We start from the raw sequence: 22,933 nt of genomic DNA, 5'->3' as shown, positions 1-22,933 counted from the left end.
GTCACCGCCGCCTGCGGGGTCAGTCATCCGGGTCGTAGCCGAGGTTGGGCGACAGCCACATCTCGGCCTCGGCGAGGGTCCAGCCCTTCCGCTCGGCGTAGTCGGCGACCTGGTCCCGGCCGAGCCGGCCGACGACGAAGTACTGCGACTGCGGGTGGGAGAAGTACCAGCCAGAGACCGCCGCGCCCGGCCACATCGCCATGCTCTCGGTGAGCTCGATGCCGGTGGAGGCCTCGACGTCGAGCAGGCTCCAGAGCGTCAGCTTCTCGGTGTGCTCGGGGCAGGCGGGGTAGCCCGGTGCCGGCCGGATCCCGCGGTAGCGCTCGGCGATGAGCGACTCGTTGTCGAGTCGCTCATCCGGGGCGTGCGCCCAGAACTCGGTGCGCACCCGCTGGTGGAGCCGCTCGGCGAAGGCCTCGGCGAGCCGGTCGGCCAGGGACTCCAGCAGGATCGCCGAGTAGTCGTCGTGCTCTGCCTTGAGGGCGAGGATGCGCTCCTGAAGGCCGAGCCCCGCCGTCACCGCGAAGGCGCCCACGTGGTCGGGCAGACCGGACTCCTGGGGTGCCACGAAGTCGCTCAGCGCCCGGTTGGGCACCCCGTCGCGGTGCTCGCCCTGCTGGCGCAGGTGGTGCAAGGTCGTCAGCACCTCGGTGCGGGTGTCGTCGGTGTAGAGCACGATGTCGTCGCCGACCGCGTGGGCGGGGAAGAAGCCGAAGACCCCGTTGGCGACCAGCCATCTCTCCTCGACGATCCGGTCCAGCATCCGCTGCGCGTCGTCGTAGAGCGACCGCGCCGCGGCGCCCGTGGCCGGGTTGTTGAGGATGTCGGGGAACCTGCCCTTCATCTCCCATGCGTTGAAGAACGGCTGCCAGTCGATGTAGCCGCGCAGCTCAGCCAGGTCGTACTCGCGCAGGTGGTGGATGCCCGGCGCGCGCGGCGCGGGCGGTGCGTAGCAGTCCCACTCGATTGGGGTGCGGTTGGCCCGCGCCTGCTCGACCGTCAGCATCGGCCGGTCGTGCTTGGCCGCGTGCCGCACTCGCAGCGCGTCGTAGTCGGCCTGGACCTCGGCCATCAGCCGCGGCCGCTGGGCGTCGTTCAGCAGGTGCGCGAGGGTCGGGACGGAGCGGGAGGCGTCCTTGACCCAGACGACAGGGCCGTCGTAGCGCTGGTCCACCTTGACGGCGGTGTGGGCGCGCGAGGTCGTCGCCCCACCGATCAGCAGCGGGATGTCCATCCCCTGGCGCTGCATCTCGGAGGCCACGTTGACCATCTCGTCGAGGGACGGGGTGATCAGGCCGGAGAGCCCGATCGCGTCGGCGCCGATCTCGGCCGCGGTGTCGAGGATCTTCTGCGCCGGCACCATCACCCCGAGGTCGACGACCTCGAAGTTGTTGCACTGGAGGACGACCCCGACGATGTTCTTGCCGATGTCGTGGACGTCGCCCTTGACGGTCGCCATCACGATCGTGCCGTTGGTGTCCTTCGCGGTGGCGTACTCGGGGTTGTCGACCTTCTCCTGCTCGATGAACGGGATCAGGTACGCCACGGCCTTCTTCATCACCCGCGCGGACTTCACGACCTGCGGCAGGAACATCTTCCCGGCGCCGAAGAGGTCGCCGACGACGTTCATGCCGTCCATCAGCGGCCCCTCGATGACCTCGATGGGGCGGCCGCCACGGTCGGCGATCTCCTGGCGCAGCTCCTCGGTGTCGGCCTCCACGTGGGCGTCGATGCCCTTGACCAGGGCGTGCGTGATCCGCTCGCCCACCGGCAGGGAGCGCCACTCCTCCGCCGCCGCCTCTGCCTCCTCGCCGGTGCGGTTGTGGCTCTCGGCGATCTCGAGGAGCCGCTCGGCGGCGTCGGGACGGCGGTTGAGCACCACGTCCTCGATCCGCTCACGCAGCTCGGGCTCCACCTCGTCGTACACCGCGAGTGCTCCGGCGTTGACGATGCCCATGTCCAGGCCGGCGCCGATCGCGTGGTAGAGGAACACGGCGTGGATCGCCTCGCGCACCGGGTTGTTGCCACGGAAGGAGAAGCTGACGTTCGAGATCCCGCCCGAGACCTTCGCCCCGGGCAGGTTCTGCTTGATCCAGCGGGTGGCCTCGATGAAGTCCAGGCCGTACGACGCGTGCTCCTCGATGCCGGTCGCGACCGCGAAGACGTTGGGGTCGAAGATGATGTCCTCGGCAGGGAAACCGACCTCGTCGACCAGGATCCGGTACGCGCGCTCGCAGATGGCGATCCGGCGCTCCAGGTTGTCCGCCTGCCCGTCCTCGTCGAAGGCCATGACGACCGCGGCGGCGCCGTACCGCCGGCACAGTCGCGCCTGCTCGACGAACTTCTCCTCGCCCTCCTTCATCGAGATCGAGTTGACGATCGGCTTGCCCTGGATCGTGCGGAGGCCGGCCTCGATGACCTCCCACTTCGAGGAGTCCACCATCACCGGGACCCGGCTGATGTCGGGCTCGCTCGCGACCAGCTTGAGGAACCGGTCCATCGCGGCGACGCCGTCGATCATCCCCTCGTCCATGTTGACGTCGATGACCTGCGCGCCGCTCTCGACCTGCTGGGCGGCGACGGCGAGCGCGGTGTCGTAGTCGCCTGCCTTGATCAGGTTGCGGAACCGGGCGGAGCCGGTGATGTTGGTGCGCTCGCCGACGTTCACGAAGAGGCTCGCGTCGTCGATCGTGAACGGCTCGAGACCGGACAGCCGCATGGCCGGGGCGGCCTCGGGCACCGGGCGCGGAGCGAGGTCGGCGACCGTGCGTGCGATGGCCGCGATGTGCGCGGGCGTGGTGCCGCAGCACCCGCCGACGAGGTTGACGAACCCGCTGCGGGCGAACTCGCCGACGACGGCGGCCGTCTCCTCGGCGACTTCGTCGTACTCGCCGAAGGCGTTGGGCAGCCCGGCGTTGGGGTAGCACGAGACGAACGTGTCGGCGACCCGCGACATCTCCGCGATGTAGGGCCGCATCTCCTTCGCACCGAGGGCGCAGTTCAGCCCGACCGCGAGCGGTCGCACGTGGCGGACCGAGTTCCAGAACGCCTCGGTGGTCTGCCCGGACAGGGTGCGCCCCGACGCGTCGGTGATGGTGCCGGAGACGATGACCGGCCAGCGGCGGCCGGACTCCTCGAACAGCTGCTCCAGGGCGAAGATCGCGGCCTTGGCGTTGAGGGTGTCGAAGACCGTCTCGACGATGAGCAGGTCCGCGCCGCCGTCGACGAGGCCGCGCGCCGCCTCGTGGTACGCCGCGACCAGCTGCTCGAAGGACACGTTGCGTGCACCGGGGTCGTTGACGTCCGGCGAGATCGAGGCGGTCCTCGTGGTCGGCCCGAGGGCGCCGGCGACGTACCGCGGCTTGTCGGGCGACCCGACGGCGTCGGCCTCGCGCCGCGCGAGGCGGGCGGCCTCCAGGTTCAGCTCGTAGGCGAGGTCCTCCATGCCGTAGTCGGACAGGGAGATCGCGTTGGCGTTGAACGTGTTGGTCTCGAGGAGGTCGGCGCCCGCCTCGAGGTACTCGCGGTGGATCGACGCGATGATGTCGGGCTGGGTCAACGTGAGCAGGTCGTTGTTGCCCACCACGTCGTGGGGCCAGTCGGCGAACCGGTCACCCCGGTAGCCCGCCTCGTCGGGGCGGTCGCGCTGGATCGCGGTGCCCATGGCACCGTCGATGACCAGGATCCGCTCCTGCAGGGCGCGGGCGAGCTCGTCGGTGGCGTCGGGACGCCAGGCCGCGGGCGCTGGGGTGTGGGACACGGGGCTCCTCTCGGCAGCTCCAGCGTAGGAACCGGGTCCGCAGGGTGGACAGGATTCCCAAATCCTGACACCGCGGGACCCCCCGGCCGAAATCCCGGCGGTCGCTTCCGGCCGGGGCCTAGGCTTGGTGAGGTGATCGAGCTCGAGGACGTCCCCGACCTGGTGGACCCGATCGTCATCGCCGCGTTCGAGGGTTGGAACGACGCGGCGGACGCCGCGTCGGCGGTCGTCGACCACCTGGCGCTGGTGTGGCGGGCGCGGACCATCGGCGCGGTGGACCCCGAGGACTTCTACGACTTCCAGGTCAACCGGCCCGTCGTCGGCACCGACGAGATCGGTCACCGGCGGATCACCTGGCCGACGACCAGCATCTCGATCGCCTCTCCCCCGGAGCTGGACCGCGACATCGTGCTGATCCGCGGCATCGAGCCGAACATGCGCTGGCGCCAGTTCTGTGCCGAGCTGCTCGCGGCCTGCGACGAGCTGGGCGGCGCCCTGGTCGTCACCCTCGGGGCGCTGCTCGCGGACACCCCGCACACGCGCCCGATCCCGGTGACCGGCACTGCCACCGAGCCCGACCTGGTCGACCGCCTCAAGCTCGAGCAGTCGACCTACGAGGGCCCCACCGGGATCGTCGGGGTCTTCCAGGACGCCTGCGTGCGCGTCGACATGCCGGCGGTGTCCTACTGGGCGGCCGTCCCGCACTACGTCGCCCAGCCGCCCTGCCCCAAGGCCACCCTGGCGCTGCTCGGCCAGCTCGAGGACCTGCTGGAGGCGTCGATCCCGCTCGGCGAGCTGCCTGAGGACGCCCGCGCCTGGGAGCGCGGCGTCGACGAGCTCGCCGAGGAGGACGAGGACGTCGCCGACTACGTCCGTGCCCTCGAGGAGACCCGCGACACCACCGACCTCCCCGAGGCGTCCGGCGAGGCGATCGCCCGGGAGTTCGAGCGCTACCTCAAGCGCCGCGACGGCGAGTCCTGAGCCCCTGTACCGACACCGTCGTCAGCGGCCGGGAAGTGCGCCGATTGGTCACCAACCGCAGGTCCGCGGCCCGAAATGGCGACGATTGGTCACCAACCGCATGAGCAGGACCCGCGAGGCGAGGGTCAGACGAGGAGTCCGAGCGCAGCGTCGATGACCCCGAGGAGCTGTACGGCGGCATCGGGGTCGCTGGTGTCGGCGAGGCCGTCGGTCCCGAGCGTGGCGTCCACCCACGAGTCGACGGCGGCGAGCGCCCGCGGCGCATCGAGATCGTCGGCCAGGGCCGTGAGGACCTCCTCGACGACGGGAGCGGCCGGGGCGCCGGCGCCGAGCGCCAGGGCGCGTCGCCAGCGAGCGAGGTCGTCGACGGCGGTCCAGAGCTCCTCGTCGACCCACTCCCAGTCGGCGCGGTAGTGGTGGCGCATGAGGGCCAGCCGGATCGCCATCGGGTCGACGTCGCTGTTGCGCAGCGCCGAGACGAAGACCAGGTTCCCCCGCGACTTCGACATCTTCTCGCCGTCGTAGCCGACCATCCCGCCGTGGCTGTAGACCTGCGCGAACGGGGTGCCGGGCACGGCGACCTGGGCGTGGCCGGCGCACATCTCGTGGTGCGGGAACACCAGGTCGCTGCCCCCACCCTGCACGTCGAAGGCGCCGCCGAGGTGCTCCTGCGCGATCGCGGTGCACTCCACGTGCCAGCCGGGGCGCCCCGGGCCCCACGGGCTCTCCCACGAGGGCTCCCCCTCGCGGCGGCCACGCCACACGACGCAGTCCAGCGGGTCCTTCTTGCCGGGGCGCTCCGGGTCGCCGCCGCGCTCGGGATAGATCTCGAGCATCCGCTCGCGCGTCCACCCGGACTCGGCCCCGAACGCGGGGTCGGCGGACACCGAGTAGTAGAGGTCGTCCTCGACGCGGTAGATCGCACCCAGCTCGTCCAGGCGCCCGATCAGGTCGATGACCAGCGGGATCGACTCGACGGCCCCCACGTAGTGTGCGGGAGGCAGGACCCGCAGCGCCGTCATGTCCTGCCGGAAGAGCTCGGTCTCGCGCTCGGCCAGCTCGACCCAGTCGACCTTCACCTTCGCCGCCCGCTCGAGCAGCGGGTCGTCCACGTCGGTGACGTTCTGGACGTAGACGACGTCGTGCCCGGCGCTGCGCCAGGCGCGGTTGAGCAGGTCGAAGGCGACGTACGTCGCCGCGTGGCCCAGGTGGGTGGCGTCGTACGGCGTGATCCCGCAGACGTAGAGCCGTGCCGAGCCCTCGGGTGAGGTGGTGACCGGACCCCGTGACGCGGTGTCGTGGAGCGTGACCGCGGGTCCGGCGACGGACAGGGTCGGGATGTCCGGGGACGGCCAGGCGCGCATGGGGCGAAGACTATCCAGTGGGTTCAGAAAGGTGGCCACGGGATCGCGGGCCACTCGCCGCGCGGAGCCGGCATGACGCCCCGGTCGGCGAGCCGCTCGCAGCGGCGGGCGAGCGCCTCGATCTCCAGGTCGGTGAGGTGGTCGGCGAGCACATCGCCGAGCCGACCGCGGGCCTCGACCGCCACGCGGCGCACGGTGGCCACCTCGTCGGCGGTGAGGGGCTCGCCGAGCCACCCCCACAGGACCGTGCGGAGCTTCGGCTCGACGTGGAAGGTGACGCCGTGGTCGACGCCGTAGCGGTGCCCGTCGGTCATCTCCAGCACGTGTCCGCCCTTGCGGTCGGCGTTGTTGACCGCGACGTCGAACACGGCCATCCGCCGCAGCGCAGCGGTGTCCTCGTGGATCAGCGAGATCGGTCGGTCGTGACCGTCCAGGCCGTCGAACACGTGCCGCCAGCCCTCGGGGACCCGTCCCTCGGGCACCAGCGTCACGGCGACCTGTGCCTCGTCCGGCTCCTGCCACCGCTGGACCATCCCGCGGCCGTGCGGGCCGTCGCGCAGCCACGTCTCGGGCACGACGTCCCACCCGAACGTCTCGGACACCAGGTACGCCGCGCGCTCCCGGTCCGCCAGCGTGCCGTCCGGGAAGTCCCAGAGCGGCCGCTCCCCGGCGACGGGCTTGTAGACGACCTTGACGTCACCGATCTGCCCGACGAACGTCGCGTTCGATGCCGGCATCACCCGCCCGTGGAGGTCGAGGTCGCCGTCGACGAGGTCCGTCACGGGTCCCGTCGCCGGAAGCCGTTGGCCCGGACACACAGGTGGCCCTCGGGGTCGATCGGGTTGCCGCAGAAGGGGCAGCTGGGCCGACCGGCCTCGATGACCTGCTCGGCACGCTTGACGAACGCCCGCGCCGGCCCGGGCTCGAGCCGCACCAGGAAGATCTCGTCGGGCTCGGGCTCCTCGAGGTCCTCGTCGAGCTGGTCGGGCGAGACGACGGCGGCCTCGGTGAACGGGAACACCTCGATCACGACTCGCTGGTCGTCGGGATCCCACGACAGCGTCATGGTGCCCGCCCGGAACTCCTCCTCGATCGGCTGCTCGAGTGGGTCGGCGTCCTCGAGCCCGATCGGCGCGACCGCCGGGATCAGCGCCTGGTTGCGCTCGCTGGACATCACCTCGTCGAGCAGCTCGTCGATGCGCTCGGCGAGCGCCTGCACCTGCTGCTTCTCCAGGGCGACGCTCACGATCCGGGCCCCGGACCTGGCCTGCAGGAAGAACGTGCGCTGTCCGGGCGGGCCGACCGTGCCGGCGACGAACCGCTCGGGCGGGTCGAACCCGTGGACGAGGGGAGGCATGTCGTTCACCCTAGGCCGTCCCGGAAGGGCCCGCGCCCCCGCCGACCACCGCGTCGGTCCGGCGCGCCGAGCGACGGCCGCGCCTGGCGGGTGGCGGGGCCAGCCAGGCCAGGTCGCCTGCGTGGGTGTTCGTGGCCAGCACGTAGGGGCGGGTGGGGGTGTAGCGCACGATCGAGACCGACGCCGGGTCGACGTGCAGCCGCTGGAACAGGTCCAGGTGCATCCCGAGCGCGTCGGCCAGCAGGGACTTGATGACGTCGCCGTGGCTCACGGCGACCCAGACCGCACCCGCACCGTGCTCGGCCTCGAACGCCGCGTCGAGCCGGCGTACGGCGGCGACCGCGCGCGCCTGCATGGCGGTCATCGCCTCACCGCCGGGGAAGGCCGCGGCCGACGGCTGCGTCTGCACCAGCGACCAGAGCTTCTCCTTGGCCAGCTCCTTGATCGGCCGGCCGGCCCACTCGCCGTAGTCGCACTCGGTGATCCCGCGATCGCTCGTCAGGGGCGGCGGCGACGCCTGCGCCGTCACGACGGCACGGGCGGTCTGGCGACAGCGCTCGAGCGGGCTGGTGACCACTCCGACCAGCGGCACGACCGCCAGCCGCTCCCCGGTGCGCGCCGCCTGCGCGGTCCCGGTCTCGTCGAGCCGCACGCCCGGCAGCCGGCCGGCGAGGGTCCCCGAGGCGTTGGCCGTCGTCCGCCCGTGGCGCACGAGGATCACGGTTGCCATGGCGGCGACTGTAGTGCGGCTACGGTTGCTCCGTGATCGTGGACTGCGCGCTCTACCGCGACGGGGCTCGCGTGGAGGGCGGCGAGGACTGGCGGGCGCTGCGCACCCAGGTCCACCAGCAGGGTGACTTCGTCTGGATCGGGATGTTCGAGCCCACCCACGACGAGATCGCGGACGTGGCCGAGGAGTTCTGCCTGCACCCGCTCGCCGTCGAGGACGCCGTCGTGGCCCACCAGCGCCCGAAGCTCGAGCGCTACGACGACCTGGTCTTCGTCGTGCTCAAGACGCTCTGGTACGTCGACGAGCAGGACGCCGTGGAGACCGGCGAGATCGCGATGTTCATCGGCCACGACTTCGTCGTGACGGTGCGTCACGGCAAGGGCAACGAGCTGCACTCCGCCCGCACCGACCTCGAGCACCGCCAGCGGGTGCTGCGCCACGGCGCCGGCGCGGTGCTGTACGCCGTGGTCGACCGGGTCGTCGACGAGTACCTCGACGTCGTCGACTCCCTGACCGTCGACGTCGACGAGATCGAGAGCTCGGTGTTCTCCACCGAGCGCACCAACGACTCCGAGCGCATCTACGTGCTCAAGCGGGAGCTGGCCGAGGTACGCCGGGCGGTGCTGCCGCTGCGGGAGCCGCTCGCCCGGCTCGCCGACGGGGTGGTCGAGGGGGTTCCGGAGAAGGCGGCACCGTTCTTCCGCGACGTCTCCGACCACCTGGCACGCGTCGCTGAGACCGCCGACTCCCTCGACGGCCTGCTGTCGACGGCGTTCGAGGCCCACGTCGCACAGATCTCGGTCCAGCAGAACAACGACATGCGCAAGATCTCGGCGGGCGCGGCGCTGGTCGTCGTACCGACGTTGATCGCCGGGATCTACGGGATGAACTTCAAGCACATGCCCGAGCTGGACTGGCGCTACGGCTACCCGATGGCGCTCGCGGTGATGGGTCTGGTCGTGCTCGGACTGTGGGGGCTCTTCAAGCGGTCCGGGTGGCTGTAGCCACTCAGGTCGCCGACATCACGCCCGAGACCAGCAGCCCGAGCAGCAGCACGCCGAGCCCCACGCGGTACGGGATGAACCACGTGATCGGGTGCCCTGCGACGAACCGCAGCAACCAGGCGATCGTGGCGTAGGCGACCACGAAGGCGACCACGACACCGACCACCATCACGCCGACGGCGATGTCGCCGCTCATGGCGTCCGGCAGCTCGAAGAGGCCGGCGGCGACCAGCGCCGGGATGGACAGGAAGAAGCTCACTCGCGTCGCGGTCACCCGGTCCAGGCCGAGGAACAGGCCCCCGGAGATCGTGGCCCCCGAGCGCGAGACGCCCGGGACCAGGGCGGCGACCTGGATCAGTCCGATCAGCACGGCGTCGCGCATCCGCAGGTCCCGCTCGGAGCGGTCCTGGCGGCCAACCCGCTCGGCCGCCCACATCACCGCGCTCCAGGCGATCAGGGCGATCGCGACGACCCAGAGGGACCGCAGAGGCCCGGTGATGACGTCCTTGAGGAGGAGGCCGGCGATCCCGACCGGGATGGTGCCGACGATGACGTACCACCCCATCCGGTGGTCGAGCTGCCCGCGGTACTCCGGCTTGACCAGCCCGAGGGCCCACGCCTTGGCTATGCGCAGGATGTCGCGGAAGAAGTAGACGACCACGGCCGCGATGGCGCCCATCTGGATGACCGCCGTGTACGCCGTCACCGACTCGTCGGCGAGGTCCAGCCCCAACGCCTTCTCGGCGATCGTGAGGTGGCCGGTGCTGGAGATGGGGAGGAACTCGGTGAGCCCCTCGACGATGCCGAGGACGACGGCGTCGAAGTAGTTCATCGACTCGCTTTCGAGGTCGGTGCGGGGAGGGCTGCGTCAGCCTACGGGGTGCTACCTGTCCCGAACGTGAACGGCGAGCCGGGGCCGTGGTGCAGCGGGCGCACGGCTACCTTCTTCCCCATGCAGCAGCGGCGTGTCGGCGAAACCGGGCTCCGGGTCTCCCGGCTCGGCCTGGGCACCATGACCTGGGGACGCGACACCGACGAGCACGAGGCCCGCGACCAGCTGGTCGCCTTCACCGAGGCCGGCGGGACCCTGCTCGACACCGCGGCCGGGTATGGGAACGGCGCATCCGAGGAGCTGGTGGGGCGGCTCCTCGGCGACGTGGTGCCCCGCGACGACGTCGTTCTCGCGACCAAGGCCGGGATCAGCGCGCGGCGCGGCGGACGCGAGTACAACACCTCCCGTGGGCACCTGCTCGCGACGCTCGACGCCTCGCTGCGCCGGCTCGGCACCGACCGGGTCGACCTCTGGCAGGTGCACATCTGGTCCGACGAGACCCCGCTGGAGGAGACCCTGGCTGCCCTCGACACCGCGGTGAGCAGCGGCCGGGCGGCGTACGTCGGCGTCTCGAACTACTCCGGCTGGCAGACCGCCCAGGCGGCCACCTGGCAGCGCGCGGTCCCGGGACGTACGCCGCTCGCCTCCACGCAGGTGGAGTACTCGTTGCTCAACCGGGCCGTCGAGCACGAGGTCCTGCCGGCCGCGACCGCTCTCGGCCTCGGCGTCCTGCCCTGGTCACCGCTGGGTCGAGGTGTCCTCACCGGGAAGTACCGCTCCGGGACGCCCTCGGACTCCCGGGCAGCGTCGGCGCACTTCGCGGGGTTCGTGGAGGCCTACCTCGACGAGCGGTCCGCGGGCGTCGTGGAGGCAGTCGCCCGCGCTGCCGACGGGTTGGGCTGGTCGCCGTTGGAGGTCGCCCTCGTCTGGGTCCGCGACCGTCCCGGCGTGACCGCACCCATCGTCGGCGCCCGCACCGCCGCCCAGCTGCGCGGTGCGCTCGGTGTGGAGGAGCTCGCGCTCCCCGACGAGATCGTTCACGCCCTCGACGACGTTTCGGCAGACTGAGCACCGACGACGGACGCCGACCGGAGAGGGAGCAGCATGACCCGTGCGTTGCGGCGCCCACCCGCCCGTGGGGTGGAGTGGGAGTTCGACAAGGTGACCTTCTCCCGGGAGTTCCCGCGCAACGTCGTGACCAAGCTGCTCGTCGAGCGCGCCGAGCACGGCGGCTGGGAGCTCGACCGGGTCCGGATCACCGCCGACGGCACCCGCCGGGTGGTGCTGCGCCGCAAGATCATCCGCGCCGTCCGCACCGCCTGACCCGCCGAGACCCGCCGAGACCCGCCGAGACCCGCCGAGCTACTGCGCGGTAACTGACGTCGTTTGGTCACCATCCGCAGGTTTTCGGCCGCCGGATCTGCGGTTGGTGACCACACGACGCCCTTTTTCGGTCGTCCGGCACAGCGCCGATGAAGACGGGGTCAGACCTCGTCGAGGAACCGGTCGAACACCCGGGCACCGAACTCCAGGGCGTCGACGGGGACCCGCTCGTCGACGCCGTGGAAGAGCGCGGTGAAGTCCAGGTCGGCGGGGAGCCGCAGGGGCGCGAAGCCGAAGGAGGCCATGCCGAGCTTGCGGAAGTGCTTGGCGTCGGTGCCGCCGCTCATCAGGTAGGGCGCGACGATGGCGTCGGGGTCCTCGGCGAGCAGCGATCGGGTCATCGCGTCGGCCAGCCGGCCGTCGTACGGCGTCTCCCACGGCTGCTGGTGCGAGACCGCCTCGATCTCGATCCCGTCGCCGACCAGGGTGGCCAGGGTCGCGAAGAACTCGTCCTCGTGGCCGGGCAGGAACCGTCCGTCGACGTGGGCGGTCGCCTCAGAGGGGATCACGTTCACCTTGTAGCCGGCGTCGAGCATGGTGGGGTTGCAGGTGTTGCGGATGACCGCGCCGAGCATCCGTGCCGCGCCGCCGAACTCCTCGACCAGCGCTTCGGCGTTCTCCGGCGTCGCCTCCTCGCCGGCCAGGTCACCGACCGCGGCGAGCAGGGTCCGCATCGCCGGGGTGAGCCGCACCGGCCACTCGTGCGCCCCGATCCGCGCGACCGCGGCCGCCAGCGTGCTGACCGCGTTGTCACGGTTGACCATGGAGCCGTGGCCGGCCCGGCCGCGGGCGGTCAGCCGCAACCACGCCATGCCCTTCTCAGCGGCCTCCACCAGGTAGATCCGCCGCCCGCGCACGGTGGCACTGAAGCCGCCGACCTCCCCGACGGCCTCGGTGCAGCCCTCGAGCTCGTCGGCGTGCTGCTCGACGAGCACCTGGGCGCCCTTGTGGCCGCCGGCCTCCTCGTCGGCGGTGAAGCAGAGGGTGATCGGCCGGTCCGGCACGCGTCCGCTCCGCTGCCGCGCTCGGACGACGGCCAGGAGCATCGCGTCGAAGTCCTTCATGTCGACCGCGCCCCGGCCCCACAGGTAGCCGTCGCGGACCTCCCCGGAGAACGGGTCCACCTGCCAGTCCTCGGCCCGGGCCGGTACGACGTCGAGGTGCCCGTGCAGCAGGAGGCCCCCGTCACGGGAGCCCCCGGGCGTCCCGCCCCACTGGGCGACCACCGAGGTGCGGCCGGGCTCGGACTCGTAGAGCCGCGACTCGATCCCGACCTCGTCGAGCAGTGTCGCGACGTGCTCGGCGGCCTTGCGCTCCCCCGGACCGTCCTCGTCCCCGTAGTTGGAGGTGTCGATCCGGATCAGGTCGCGACACAGGTCGACGACCTCGTCGGCCGGGTCCGCGGGGGCGTCCGTCATGGCCCCAGCATGTCACCGGGACGGTCCCCCGCAAGGGCGTCGGTGGCGATGCGGGCCTTCGACCCCGGCTTTGCTACTGTTCCACCCGCACTCGTCCGGGTGGCGGAATTGGCAGACGCGCTAGCTTGAGGTGCTAGTGCCCGTATTAGGGCGTGGGGGTTCAAGTCCCCCCTCGGACACCATCGGTCCATCCACCGGTTCCTCGCACCGGTCTCTCGCACCGGCCCCATTCGCCCCGCGCGGTGGGGCCGCTCGCGTCCCGGCGTTCCTCCTGAGGGAACAGTTCTTGAATGATTCAAGAAAGTGCGCGAGAGTGCGGGCATGCACCCGTCGCCGGACTACGAGCAGATGCTGCGCCGGTCCGACCTGCGGGTGACCCGGCCGCGGGTCGCGGTCCTCGACGCGGTCCACCGGCATCCGCACGCCGACACCGAGACCGTCATCGAGGCGGCCAGGGAGGCTCTCGGCGACGTCTCGCACCAGGCGGTGTACGACGTCCTGCGGGCCCTCACCGCGGCTCGTCTGGTGCGGCGCATCCAGCCGTCCGGGGCGCTGGCCCGCTACGAGGCCCGGGTCGGCGACAACCACCACCACGTCGTGTGCCGGTCGTGCGGCGCGATCGCCGACGTCGACTGCGCAGTCGGTGAGGTCCCGTGCCTGACCGCCTCCGACGACCACGGCTTCACCATCGACGAGGCCGAGGTCGTCTACTGGGGCACCTGCCCCGCCTGCTCCACCGCCCATCCCCTTGATGAAGTCCGTCAGTGACCGCCAGGAAAGGTTGACCATGACCGACAGCCAGGACCCCACCGCCACGCCTGCGAGCCCGCAGGGTGTCGACCGCAAGGACGCGGCGGGGTGCCCCGTCGCCCCCGACTCCGCGACCGCCCAGGGCAGCGAGAGCGAGAACCCGGTCATCGACTCGCCGACCCCCCGCACCGACGGCCGTCCGCACAGCAACAAGGACTGGTGGCCCAACCAGCTCGACCTGTCCGTGCTGAACGCACACTCGCCGAAGAGCGACCCGCTGGGCCCCGACTTCGACTACTCCGCCGAGTTCGCCAAGCTCGACCTCGCCGAGCTGCGCCGCGACATCGTCGAGGTGCTCAACACCTCCCAGGACTGGTGGCCGGCCGACTTCGGACACTACGGCGGCCTGTTCATCCGGATGAGCTGGCACGCCGCCGGCACCTACCGGACCTTCGACGGCCGCGGCGGCGCGGGCGACGGTGCGCAGCGCTTCGCCCCGCTCAACAGCTGGCCCGACAACGTCAACCTGGACAAGGCCCGCCGGCTGCTGTGGCCGGTCAAGCAGAAGCACGGCCAGAAGATCTCCTGGGCCGACCTCCTGGTGTACGCCGGCAACGTGGCGCTGGAGGACATGGGGTTCGCCACCTTCGGCTTCGGCTTCGGCCGCCCGGACGTCTGGGAGCCGGAGGAGATCTACTGGGGGCCGGAGGACACCTGGCTGGGCGACGAGCGCTACAGCGGCGAGCGTGACCTGTCCAATCCGCTGGGCGCGGTCCAGATGGGCCTGATCTACGTCAACCCCGAGGGACCCAACGGCAACCCGGACCCGGTCGCCTCGGCGCGCGACATCCGCGAGACCTTCGCCCGGATGGCGATGAACGACGAGGAGACGGTCGCCCTGATCGCCGGCGGCCACACGTTCGGCAAGACCCACGGTGCCGGTGACGCCGACCTGGTCGGCCCCGAGCCCGAGGCGGCCCCGCTGGAGGAGCAGGGCCTGGGCTGGCGCAGCGCGTTCGGGTCGGGCAAGGGTGCGGACGCGATCACGTCCGGCCTGGAGGTCACCTGGACGACCACGCCGACCCGTTGGAGCAACGACTTCTTCAAGATCCTCTTCGGCTACGAGTGGGAGCTCACCGAGAGCCCGGCCGGTGCCAAGCAGTGGGTCGCCAAGGACGCCGACGACATCATCCCCGGCCCGACGGCGGACTCCCCCAAGCGCAAGCCGACCATGCTGACCAGCGACCTCGCGCTGCGCTTCGACCCGGCGTACGAGAAGATCTCGCGCAGGTTCCTGGAGAACCCCAACGAGTTCGCGCTCGCCTTCGCCAAGGCCTGGTACAAGCTCCTCCACCGCGACATGGGCCCCGTGCAGCGGTACCTCGGCCCCTGGGTGCCCGAGCCGCAGCTGTGGCAGGACCCCGTCCCGTCCGTGGAGGGCGAGCTCGTCGGGGACGCCGATGTGGCAGCGCTCAAGGCGAAGGTGCTGGACTCGGGGTTGACGGTGTCCGAGCTGGTCGCCACCGCCTGGGCGTCGGCCTCGTCGTTCCGCTCCACCGACAAGCGAGGTGGTGCGAACGGCGCCCGCATCCGGCTGGAGCCGCAGCGCAGCTGGGCGGTCAACCAGCCCGAGCAGCTGGCTCGGGTGCTGGACACGCTCGACGGCATCCGCACCGAGTTCAACGGCGCCGGTGGCGCCTCGATCTCCCTGGCGGACCTGATCGTGCTGGCCGGCTCCGCGGCGGTCGAGAAGGCCGCACGGGACGGTGGCGTCGAGCTGACCGTGCCGTTCCACCCCGGCCGCACCGACGCGACGCAGGAGCAGACCGACGTCGAGTCGTTCTCGGTGCTCGAGCCGCGGGCCGACGGCTTCCGCAACTACCTGCAGCCCGGCGAGAAGCTGCAGCCCGAGACGCTGCTGGTGGACCGCGCGTACATGCTCGGCCTGACGGCGCCGGAGATGACCGTGCTCGTCGGTGGCCTTCGCGCGCTCGGCGCGAACACCGCGGGCTCGTCGCACGGCGTGCTCACGGACCGCCCGGGCGTGCTCAGCAACGACTTCTTCACCCAGCTGCTGGCGGCCGGGACGCAGTGGAAGGCGTCGGAGTCCGAGGAGCACGTCTACGAGATCCGCGACCTGGCGACCGGAGACGTGCGGCACACCGCCACCGCGGTCGACCTGGTGTTCGGCTCGAACTCGCAGCTGCGGGCCCTCGCCGAGGTCTACGCGAGCGCCGACGCGACCGAGAAGTTCGCGCGCGACTTCGTGGCCGCCTGGGTCAAGGTGATGGAGCTGGATCGCTTCGACCTCGCCTGAGGCGCCGCATCGCGGGGCCCGGTCGCTGCGGCGACCGGGCCCCCGTTCGTCTCCCTGTCCCGACCGCGCGAGGGCGTCGATTGGTCACCAACCGCAGGTCTGCGGGCGGAAATCATGCGGTTGGTGACCAAACGGCGTACCTGACTCCCGAATGACAAGGATGTAGTTTTACCCGACATGCCGAGCGAAATCCTTGACAATTTGCGTCACACCGTTCCCAGCAGACCACATCAGTCTCTAGACTCCCATCCGTGTCGAGACGGACCGCACTGCTCGCGACCCCCGCGCGCTCCTGCGCCGCCGCCCTGGTGGCGTGCCTGGTCGCGAGCCTCGCCCTGCTCGCACCGGCGCCGGCCCGGGCCGACGGCGGGTCGCCGCGCGAGGTCCCCGGGCACGGGCCGAGCGCGGTCTTCAAGCGAAGCTCCTACCTGTGCTACGGCTACGTCGACTGCCGCAACAAGGGCATGGGCAACGACGGCTACGCCGCGGCGAACGACAAGATGTACTGGCGGATGTACAGCGGTCACAACTGCACCAACTACGCCGCCTACCGGATGGTGCGCAGCGGGATGCCGAACGTGCGGCCCTGGTCCGGTGGCGGCAACGCGATGTATTGGGGCACCTCGATGCCCGACATCACCAACGGCACGCCTCGGGTGGGCGCCGTCGCCTGGTGGAAGGCGAACGCCGGCCCGGCGGGCTCGGTCGGGCACGTCGCATACGTCGAGAAGGTCGTCTCCGCCGACGAGGTGATCATCTCCCAGGACAGCTGGGGCGGCGACTTCTCCTGGGCGGTCATCACCCGCGCGAGCGGCAACTGGCCCAGCGGTTTCATCCACTTCAACGACCGCCCGCTCACCAACCGGTCTGCACCGGTCATCACCGGGGTCGCGAAGGTCGGGTCCCTGCTGCGGGCGACCTCAGGGTCCTGGGCGCCGACCGACGTCACGGTGGCCTACCAGTGGTGGGCGAACGGCCGCAGGATCTCCGGCGCCACGCACACCGGCCTGCGGCTCACGACCGCCCGCCTCGGCCAGGTCGTCACGGTCACGACCACCGCGTCCAAGCTCGGCTACCCGACCCGGACAGCGCGATCGGCGCCGACGGCCGCCGTCCTCCCCGGCACCCTGCAGGCGGTCACGACCCCGCAGATCAGCGGGGAGCCGCGGGTCGACTCCGTGCTGACCCTCGACACCGGCACGTGGAACCCGACCCCGGACGGGCTGACCGTGCGGTGGCTCGCCGACGGCCAGCCCATCGAGGGCGCGACCGGTGGCACCAGCCTGCCCCTGACCCCGGACCTGGTCGGCACCGCGATCTCGGCCACCGTGACCGCCACCCGCTCGGGCTACGCGCCGGTGACTGTCGCGGCTCCGGCGACGACGCCCGTCGCGCCGGGGACGTTCGCCGTCACCGATCCCCCGTCCGTGCAGGGCACCGTCACCTTCGGCCAGACCCTGACCGTCGACCTCGGCTCCTACCAGCCCGCGGCCTCCGGCGTCGCCGTGCAGTGGCTGCGCAACGGTCAGCCGATCGAGGGCGCGACCGCCGCCACGTACCAGATCCAGAACGTCGACCTCGGCAGTCGCCTCTCCGTGCGGGTCACGCTGACCCGGGCGGGCTACACGACCCGGGTGGTCGACTCGGCCCCCACGATCCAGGTGAAGTCCGACCCGGAGATGCACTTCCGGGTCGAGAAGGGGCGCAGCTCCGTGCGGGTCCTGGTGACGGTCTCCGCGCCCGGCGTCGACGTCGTCACCGGGAACGTCGTGGCGCGGATCGGTGGCAAGGCAGCCACCGTCCCCCTGCGCAACGGAGCCGCCACACTGCGCATCACCGACATCCGCAGCGGAGAGCGCACGCTCTGGGTCCGGTACGCCGGCAGCGACACCGTCCACTGGATCCGGGTCAGCCGGCCGGTCCGTCTGCCCTGACGCCCGGCCGCGAGGCTACGGGGTCGCCGCCGCGACCGGGTGGTAGCCGCAGACGTCGTCGGTGCGGACCGCCTTGCCGGGGTCGTCCTTCGGCGCGTGCCGGCGGTGGGGCTCGAGCGCGTTGGCGACGACGGTCTGCATCCAGGCGAAGTCGGGGTCAGCGGAGGAGAACCGGTCGGAGGAGATGAAGGCGATGGAGCGGACCTTGGTCTCCTTGACCTTGAGGGCCAGGTCGACGAAGGCCGGCATCAGCTCGCGGGGCACGTCGGTGCGCAGGATCTTCTCCCCCGTCTTGGCGAGCGCCTGGTAGCGGCGCAGGACGTTGACCGGGTCGGCCTCCTCGATGATCGCGTTGACCATGCAGCGCTGCCGCAGCATCCGCTGGTAGTCGTCGGACCCCCACCGGCCGCGGGAGTACCACAGCGCGTGGAACCCGTCGAGGTGCTGGTCCGGGCCGGGCTGGAGGTAGCCGGTCGGCGGGATCCCCGCGTCGGTGTTGCCGTTGATCGCGATCGGCTCGTTGACGTTCACCGTGACCCCGCCGATGGCGTCGACGAGCTGCTGGAAGCCCAGCAGGTTGATCAGCAGGTAGTAGTCGACGTGGACCCCGAGGCTGCCGGCCACGGCCTGCTTGACCGCGTCGGCGCCCTCGTTCTCCGACTTCCCCAGGATGTGGGGGTAGAGCGCGGGCACCTGGCTGTACACGGCGTTGAGCATCCAGTTGCCGGCGTCGGCGGCCGGGTCGGTGCTGCGGAAGCCGTCGGGGAAGGCCCCGTGCAGCGGGCTGTCGGCGGGGAACTGGGCGTTCATCATGTTGCGCGGGAGGCTGAACATGACCGACCTGCCGGTGTGCGTGTCCATGCTGAGCAGGATCACCGAGTCCGTGCGGATGCCGGTGCGGCCCACCCCGCCGTCCCCGCCGAGCAGCAGCACGTTGACGCGGTCGCGGCCGCCCCACGGGTCGGCGGCGGTGGTGTCGGTCGGCGTCGTCGCGGTCTGCTCGTCGTCGAAGACGGTGGCGACCAGATGGGCCTGGGTGGTGGCCAGCCGGGCGCTCTGCACCGCCGGGATGGCGACCAGCACGCACAGCAGGGTGACGACGACGGCCCCCAGAGCGCTCTCGAGGCGGCTCATCGCGGCTGGTCGCGCCATCACGTAGGTCGTCACCACGGTGAACGCCCAGGCCACGAAGACGACGCCGAGCACCACCGCCAGCACCCGCAGCTGCACCGGCTCGAACGCCAGGTCGAGTGCCCGGTGCCAGTCCTGGACGAAGTACCCGACGACACCGAGGAGCGCGAGGAAGCCGCCCAGCACGGCATAGCCGAGCCGCCGGCCGGTCCACACGTAGCCCGTCCCCGGCAGGACGGCGCCCAGGACCGTGACCCCGAGCGCGCCGGCGAGGGTGCGAGCCCGGCGGAAGGGGCGGCGCCGGATGGCCCGGTGCCGCGGGCGTGCCGGGGACGCCTCAGCACCCCCCGACGTCGACATCGCGCACCCTCTCCCGACCGGTTCCTCGCCGGAGGGTACCTGCCGGGCTCAGCCCTCGTCGGTGAAACTGACCCGACCCGGGTCCACGGGCGCGCCGCGGTCGACCGCCGTGCACGCGGGTCCGCTCACGCTCGACGCCGGCGCGCACCGGGCCTCCGGCACGGGAGCGTCAGGCAGGCCCAGCGGTCGGTTCGGCGTACGACCTGCCTCGCTCCTCGCGGACCCACAGCACGCCATTGCCGGCCGTCGGGCCCTGGGCGGCCAGCTCGCGCTTGAGCACCTTGTTGGTCGCCGTGCTCGGCAGGTCCGGGGCGATCCGCACGAAGCGCGGCCACGCCTTGGCCGACAGGTCCGGCTGGGCGGCGAGGAACTCCTCGAGCTCGGCCGGCGCGAGCGTCGCGTCGTCCTGCAGGACGAGGGCGGCCATCACCTGGTCGCCGACGTGCTCGTCGGGCACCGCGTAGACCGCGACCCGGTTGACGGCCGGCAGGCGCTGCAGGACCCGCTCGATCGGTGCGGCGGCGAGGTTCTCGCCGTCCACCCGCATCCAGTCGGCCGTGCGCCCGGCGAGGTAGATCCACCCGTCCGCGTCCCGGTAGGCGAGGTCGCCGGACCAGTACATGCCGTGCCGCATCCGGTCGGCGTTCGCGTCCGGGTCGTTGTAGTAGCCGCCGAAGTAGCCGCCGCCGGTCGTGTTGACCAGCTCCCCCACCGCGGCGTCCGCGTTGAGCAGCTTGCCGTCGGCATCGAACTCGGCGACCGCGCACTCGGTGAGCGTCGTCGAGCTGTAGATCGCCACCCCGTCGAACCCCTTGCCGATCGAGCCGGGCGGGGTGCCCGGCTCGCGGGTGATGATCACGGCCAGCTCGGTGGACCCGAACCCGTCCCACACGTCGCAGCCGAACCGCCGCGCGAACTCCTCGATGTCGCGGTCGCTCGCCTCGTTGCCGAAGGCGACGCGCAGCGTGTTGTGGCGATCGTCGGGCCGCTCGGGCGTCGCGAGCACATAGGCCAGCGGCTTGCCGACGTAGTTCATGTAGGTGACCCCGTAGCGGCGCACGTCGTCGAGGAACCTGGATGCGCTGAACCTGGCCGGCACGATCGTCGCGCCCGCGCAGACGGCCGGGCTCCACCCGGCCACCACCGCGTTGGAGTGGAACAGCGGCATCGCGACGTAGCAGACATCGTCGGGGCCGAGCTCGAAACGGCCCTGCAGGTTGAGCCCGGAGAAGAGCACCATCAGGTGGCTGACCTGCACGGCCTTGGGGTCGCCGCTCGTGCCGGAGGTGAAGATCATCATGAACGTGTCGGTGGCCTCGACCTCCCGGTACGGCGTCAGCGGCCCGGCCGCCCCCACCAGGTCGAACCACTCCGGTGTGCCCGTCTCGAGCACCCGGACGCCGGCGAGGTCGAGCCCGTCGAGGAGCGGGCGGTGCTCGGCGTCGGTCACCAGCAGCTGGCACTCGGCGCGCCGGACGTCCTTGACCAGCCCCTCGCCCCGGCGGGTGTTGTTGATGCCGCACAGGGTGAAGCCGCCGAGTCCCGCCGCGGCCATCATCCGCAGCATGTCGGGGGTGTTCCCGAGCAGGGTGCCCACGTGCATCGGTCGGTCCGGGTCGGCCGCGCCGATGAGCGCCGCCGCCACCTGGCTCGCCTCGGCCACGTGCTCGCGCCACGTCCAGGTGTCGTCGCCGTGCCGCACCGCGGTGCCGTCGTCGTCCGCCCGCTCGCGCAGCAGCTGCTGGATCGTCTCGGCCATGCGGTCTCCTCCCCCGGACCACAGCCCCGGAACCCCTCGGTTGACGCGTGTCAACGTAGGCGACCGCCGGCCATTCTGCAACGCGTTCTAGTTCCGGTCGCGGCGCCGAAAATGACCACGTTTGGTCACCAACCGCAGATCGGAGCGCCGAAAACGTGCGGTTGGTGACCAAACGCGGGGTGTCTTGGCTCCGCCGGCGGGCCGGGCGCGCGGGCGAGGTGGGGGATACTGGGTCCCGTGCCTGTCACCCGAGGCTTCACCGGCAAGCGTCGACCCGAGCGGCCCGACCGGCTTCCACCCGTCCAGTACGACACGGGCAGCTCCTGGCCCACCCTGACCGCCGAGGCGACCCCGCGCATCGACCCGGCGAGCTGGACGATGACGGTCGACGGCCTGGTCGGGCGGCCGCACACGTGGTCCTGGGCCGACGTGCAGGCGCTCCCGGTCTCCTCCTACGTCGGCGACATCCACTGCGTCACGACCTGGTCGAAGTTCGACATGACCTTCCGGGGCATCAGCGTCGACACGCTGCTCGACGTCGCGATGCCGCTGCCGGAGGCCGGCTTCGTGATGGCCCACTCCACGACCGGCTACACGACCAACCTGCCGCTCGCCGACGTCACTGGCGGGAAGGCCTGGGTGGTCTGGGAGGTCGACGGCAAGCCGCTGCCCGCCGGCCACGGCGGCCCGGTGCGCCTGCTGGTCCCCCATCTGTACTTCTGGAAGTCCGCGAAGTGGGTCACCCGGCTGGAGCTGATGGAGCGCGACCGGCCGGGCTTCTGGGAGCAGAACGGCTACCACGACCGCGGCGACCCCTGGCTCGAGCAGCGCTACCAGGGCGATCCCTAGTGTCCGCACCGGCCGGCGGGTGGACGACCGGCACGATCATCGAGCTCGACCACCCCACCGACCGGCTCGTGCGGCTGCGGTTGCACGTCGACGCCCGGGTCGACCACCTCGCCGGTCAGCACTACGTGGTGCGGCTGCGCGCACCGGACGGCTACACCGCGCAGCGGTCCTACTCGGTGGCGTCGGACCCGGACGACCCGCTGCTGGAGCTGATGGTCGAGTGCCTGCCCGGGGGCGAGGTGTCCGGCTTCCTCCACGACGTCGCCGAGGTCGGTGACGTCCTGGAGCTGCGCGGCCCGATCGGTGGCTGGTTCGTGTGGGAGGACGACGTGCCCGCGATCTGCGTCGCCGGCGGCTCCGGCGTGGTGCCGGTGGTCGCGATGACCCGCGTCGCCCGACGCCTCGGCCTGCAGGACCGGCTCCGGGTCGTCGTGGTCGCGCGCACCTGGGACGAGCTGCCCTACGCCGCCGAGCTGCGGCGGTACGGCGCCCTCCTCGCGCTGACCCGGGAGAACCTCGGTGACCGGGTCGCGGCACCGCCGTACCCGGAGGAGGTCGCGCCCCTGGCGGCGGGCGCCGGGCGCGCGTACGTCTGCGGCTCGGTGGGCTTCGCCTCCTTCGCCACCAGGCTGCTCGAGGGGGTTGGTGTCCCCGCGGACACGATCCGGGTCGAGCAGTTCGGTGAAACCGGGTGAACGGCCCGGGCCGCCTCGCACCCTAGGATCTCGGCCATGTACCTCATCCTCGGCCTGATCCTCTTCGGCATGGTGGTCGGCGCCATCGCCCAGTTCATCCTCGGCCGCGAGGGCGGCAGGATCGACTGGACGCGGGCGATCGTCGCCGGCATCGTCGGCTCGTTCGTCGGCGGTCTCCTCCTGAGCCTGCTGGCCGGCGACGGGCTCGCCTTCCGGCCGAGCGGGATCATCGGCTCCATCATCGGCGCGCTCATCGTCACCGCGCTGTGGCGCTGGCTGGCGAACCGCTCCGAGGCGGCCTGACGGACG

19 protein-coding genes and 1 tRNA gene are annotated in these 22,933 nt (G+C 71.6%); 11 read left to right on the top strand and 9 right to left on the bottom strand.

From position 1 onward, the window contains the following. Positions 1 to 19: 19 nt before the first annotated feature. Complete coding sequence (metH, locus tag ACILRH_RS07390; protein WP_395691988.1) at positions 20 to 3,760, bottom strand: methionine synthase; 3,741 nt, start codon at positions 3,758 to 3,760, stop codon at positions 20 to 22. A 132-nt stretch (positions 3,761 to 3,892) separates the two neighbouring features. On the opposite strand from metH, the gene ACILRH_RS07385 reads away from it, so the two are divergent. Then, positions 3,893 to 4,741 carry a PAC2 family protein gene (locus ACILRH_RS07385; protein WP_395691987.1) on the top strand — a complete coding sequence of 283 codons (849 nt, stop codon included), beginning with the start codon at positions 3,893 to 3,895 and terminating at the stop codon, positions 4,739 to 4,741. Between the two features lie 125 nt (positions 4,742 to 4,866). Here ACILRH_RS07385 and mshC read toward each other — a convergent pair whose 3' ends face one another. From mshC to ACILRH_RS07365, 4 genes are read right to left on the bottom strand one after another with little or no spacing between them, the layout of a single operon-like run. After that, positions 4,867 to 6,105, bottom strand: coding sequence for a cysteine--1-D-myo-inosityl 2-amino-2-deoxy-alpha-D-glucopyranoside ligase (mshC, locus tag ACILRH_RS07380; protein WP_395691985.1), 1,239 nt, complete (start codon positions 6,103 to 6,105; stop codon positions 4,867 to 4,869). 23 nt (positions 6,106 to 6,128) lie between these two features. Continuing rightward, complete coding sequence (locus ACILRH_RS07375) at positions 6,129 to 6,887, bottom strand: SCO1664 family protein (protein ID WP_395691983.1); 759 nt, start codon at positions 6,885 to 6,887, stop codon at positions 6,129 to 6,131. Further along, a complete protein-coding gene (locus ACILRH_RS07370) occupies positions 6,884 to 7,462 on the bottom strand; it encodes a DUF3090 domain-containing protein (RefSeq protein WP_395691982.1) in 579 nt (192 codons plus the stop codon). Before ACILRH_RS07370 ends, ACILRH_RS07375 begins: the two co-directional genes overlap by 4 nt. Before the next feature lie 10 nt (positions 7,463 to 7,472). Further along, complete coding sequence (locus ACILRH_RS07365; protein ID WP_395691980.1) at positions 7,473 to 8,192, bottom strand: histidine phosphatase family protein; 720 nt, start codon at positions 8,190 to 8,192, stop codon at positions 7,473 to 7,475. A gap of 32 nt (positions 8,193 to 8,224) precedes the next feature. On the opposite strand from ACILRH_RS07365, the gene corA reads away from it, so the two are divergent. Then, positions 8,225 to 9,196, top strand: a complete 972-nt coding sequence (gene corA, locus ACILRH_RS07360) for a magnesium/cobalt transporter CorA (protein WP_395691979.1) — start codon at positions 8,225 to 8,227, stop codon at positions 9,194 to 9,196. Between the two features lie 4 nt (positions 9,197 to 9,200). On the opposite strand, the gene ACILRH_RS07355 is transcribed toward corA, so the two are convergent. Beyond that, positions 9,201 to 10,028 (bottom strand): undecaprenyl-diphosphate phosphatase, encoded by an 828-nt coding sequence (locus tag ACILRH_RS07355; protein ID WP_395691977.1) that lies wholly within the window; start codon positions 10,026 to 10,028, stop codon positions 9,201 to 9,203. 120 nt (positions 10,029 to 10,148) lie between these two features. Between ACILRH_RS07355 and ACILRH_RS07350 the strand changes: the two genes are divergently transcribed. Both ACILRH_RS07350 and ACILRH_RS07345 read left to right on the top strand, forming a co-directional pair. Then, entirely contained in the window at positions 10,149 to 11,096 is a 948-nt protein-coding gene (locus ACILRH_RS07350) for an aldo/keto reductase (RefSeq protein ID WP_395691976.1), read from the top strand. Positions 11,097 to 11,132: 36 nt separating this feature from the next. Further along, positions 11,133 to 11,351 carry a DUF5703 family protein gene (locus ACILRH_RS07345; RefSeq protein WP_395691974.1) on the top strand — a complete coding sequence of 73 codons (219 nt, stop codon included), beginning with the start codon at positions 11,133 to 11,135 and terminating at the stop codon, positions 11,349 to 11,351. A gap of 161 nt (positions 11,352 to 11,512) precedes the next feature. Here the strand turns inward: ACILRH_RS07345 and ACILRH_RS07340 are convergent, their stop codons facing one another. Then, on the bottom strand, positions 11,513 to 12,829 hold the full coding sequence (locus ACILRH_RS07340) for a M20/M25/M40 family metallo-hydrolase (protein ID WP_395691972.1): 1,317 nt from the start codon (positions 12,827 to 12,829) through the stop codon (positions 11,513 to 11,515). Positions 12,830 to 12,922: 93 nt separating this feature from the next. On the opposite strand from ACILRH_RS07340, the gene ACILRH_RS07335 reads away from it, so the two are divergent. The 4 genes from ACILRH_RS07335 to ACILRH_RS07320 all read left to right on the top strand — a co-directional run bounded on the left by ACILRH_RS07335 (position 12,923) and on the right by ACILRH_RS07320 (position 17,830). Continuing rightward, positions 12,923 to 13,011 (top strand) — tRNA-Leu (locus tag ACILRH_RS07335). A 139-nt stretch (positions 13,012 to 13,150) separates the two neighbouring features. Then, positions 13,151 to 13,597 (top strand): Fur family transcriptional regulator, encoded by a 447-nt coding sequence (locus ACILRH_RS07330; protein WP_395691971.1) that lies wholly within the window; start codon positions 13,151 to 13,153, stop codon positions 13,595 to 13,597. A gap of 19 nt (positions 13,598 to 13,616) precedes the next feature. Beyond that, positions 13,617 to 15,896 (top strand): catalase/peroxidase HPI, encoded by a 2,280-nt coding sequence (gene katG, locus ACILRH_RS07325; RefSeq protein WP_395691969.1) that lies wholly within the window; start codon positions 13,617 to 13,619, stop codon positions 15,894 to 15,896. Between the two features lie 251 nt (positions 15,897 to 16,147). Next, entirely contained in the window at positions 16,148 to 17,830 is a 1,683-nt protein-coding gene (locus ACILRH_RS07320) for a CHAP domain-containing protein (RefSeq protein ID WP_395691968.1), read from the top strand. Positions 17,831 to 17,845: 15 nt separating this feature from the next. On the opposite strand, the gene ACILRH_RS07315 is transcribed toward ACILRH_RS07320, so the two are convergent. Continuing rightward, complete coding sequence (locus ACILRH_RS07315) at positions 17,846 to 19,321, bottom strand: LCP family protein (protein ID WP_395691966.1); 1,476 nt, start codon at positions 19,319 to 19,321, stop codon at positions 17,846 to 17,848. A 169-nt stretch (positions 19,322 to 19,490) separates the two neighbouring features. Beyond that, positions 19,491 to 21,080 (bottom strand): fatty-acid--CoA ligase FadD1, encoded by a 1,590-nt coding sequence (fadD1, locus tag ACILRH_RS07310; RefSeq protein ID WP_395691964.1) that lies wholly within the window; start codon positions 21,078 to 21,080, stop codon positions 19,491 to 19,493. Between the two features lie 237 nt (positions 21,081 to 21,317). On the opposite strand from fadD1, the gene ACILRH_RS07305 reads away from it, so the two are divergent. From ACILRH_RS07305 to ACILRH_RS07295, 3 genes are read left to right on the top strand one after another with little or no spacing between them, the layout of a single operon-like run. Then, on the top strand, positions 21,318 to 21,929 hold the full coding sequence (locus ACILRH_RS07305) for a sulfite oxidase-like oxidoreductase (protein WP_395691962.1): 612 nt from the start codon (positions 21,318 to 21,320) through the stop codon (positions 21,927 to 21,929). Further along, positions 21,929 to 22,624: an FAD-binding oxidoreductase gene (locus tag ACILRH_RS07300; RefSeq protein WP_395691960.1), complete on the top strand. Its 696-nt coding sequence runs from the start codon at positions 21,929 to 21,931 to the stop codon at positions 22,622 to 22,624. Before ACILRH_RS07305 ends, ACILRH_RS07300 begins: the two co-directional genes overlap by 1 nt. Before the next feature lie 36 nt (positions 22,625 to 22,660). Further along, on the top strand, positions 22,661 to 22,927 hold the full coding sequence (locus tag ACILRH_RS07295; RefSeq protein WP_395691958.1) for a GlsB/YeaQ/YmgE family stress response membrane protein: 267 nt from the start codon (positions 22,661 to 22,663) through the stop codon (positions 22,925 to 22,927). Positions 22,928 to 22,933: the final 6 nt, after the last annotated feature.

This window comes from Nocardioides sp., from assembly GCF_044226765.1.
Taxonomy (GTDB): domain Bacteria; phylum Actinomycetota; class Actinomycetes; order Propionibacteriales; family Nocardioidaceae; genus Nocardioides.
This window is presented reverse-complemented; position numbering and strand designations above follow the sequence as displayed.

Excerpts from the sequence above, each read along its gene's own strand:
- ACILRH_RS07330 (WP_395691971.1), top strand. The coding sequence starts at position 13,151 with ATGCACCCGTCGCCGGACTACGAGCAGATGCTGCGCCGGTCCGACCTG.
- fadD1 (WP_395691964.1), bottom strand. The coding sequence starts at position 21,080 with ATGGCCGAGACGATCCAGCAGCTGCTGCGCGAGCGGGCGGACGACGAC.
- ACILRH_RS07365 (WP_395691980.1), bottom strand. The coding sequence starts at position 8,192 with ATGGCAACCGTGATCCTCGTGCGCCACGGGCGGACGACGGCCAACGCC.
- ACILRH_RS07370 (WP_395691982.1), bottom strand. The coding sequence starts at position 7,462 with ATGCCTCCCCTCGTCCACGGGTTCGACCCGCCCGAGCGGTTCGTCGCC.
- katG (WP_395691969.1), top strand. The coding sequence starts at position 13,617 with ATGACCGACAGCCAGGACCCCACCGCCACGCCTGCGAGCCCGCAGGGT.
- ACILRH_RS07315 (WP_395691966.1), bottom strand. The coding sequence starts at position 19,321 with ATGTCGACGTCGGGGGGTGCTGAGGCGTCCCCGGCACGCCCGCGGCAC.
- ACILRH_RS07345 (WP_395691974.1), top strand. The coding sequence starts at position 11,133 with ATGACCCGTGCGTTGCGGCGCCCACCCGCCCGTGGGGTGGAGTGGGAG.
- ACILRH_RS07355 (WP_395691977.1), bottom strand. The coding sequence starts at position 10,028 with ATGAACTACTTCGACGCCGTCGTCCTCGGCATCGTCGAGGGGCTCACC.
- ACILRH_RS07350 (WP_395691976.1), top strand. The coding sequence starts at position 10,149 with ATGCAGCAGCGGCGTGTCGGCGAAACCGGGCTCCGGGTCTCCCGGCTC.
- mshC (WP_395691985.1), bottom strand. The coding sequence starts at position 6,105 with ATGCGCGCCTGGCCGTCCCCGGACATCCCGACCCTGTCCGTCGCCGGA.
- ACILRH_RS07340 (WP_395691972.1), bottom strand. The coding sequence starts at position 12,829 with ATGACGGACGCCCCCGCGGACCCGGCCGACGAGGTCGTCGACCTGTGT.
- ACILRH_RS07295 (WP_395691958.1), top strand. The coding sequence starts at position 22,661 with ATGTACCTCATCCTCGGCCTGATCCTCTTCGGCATGGTGGTCGGCGCC.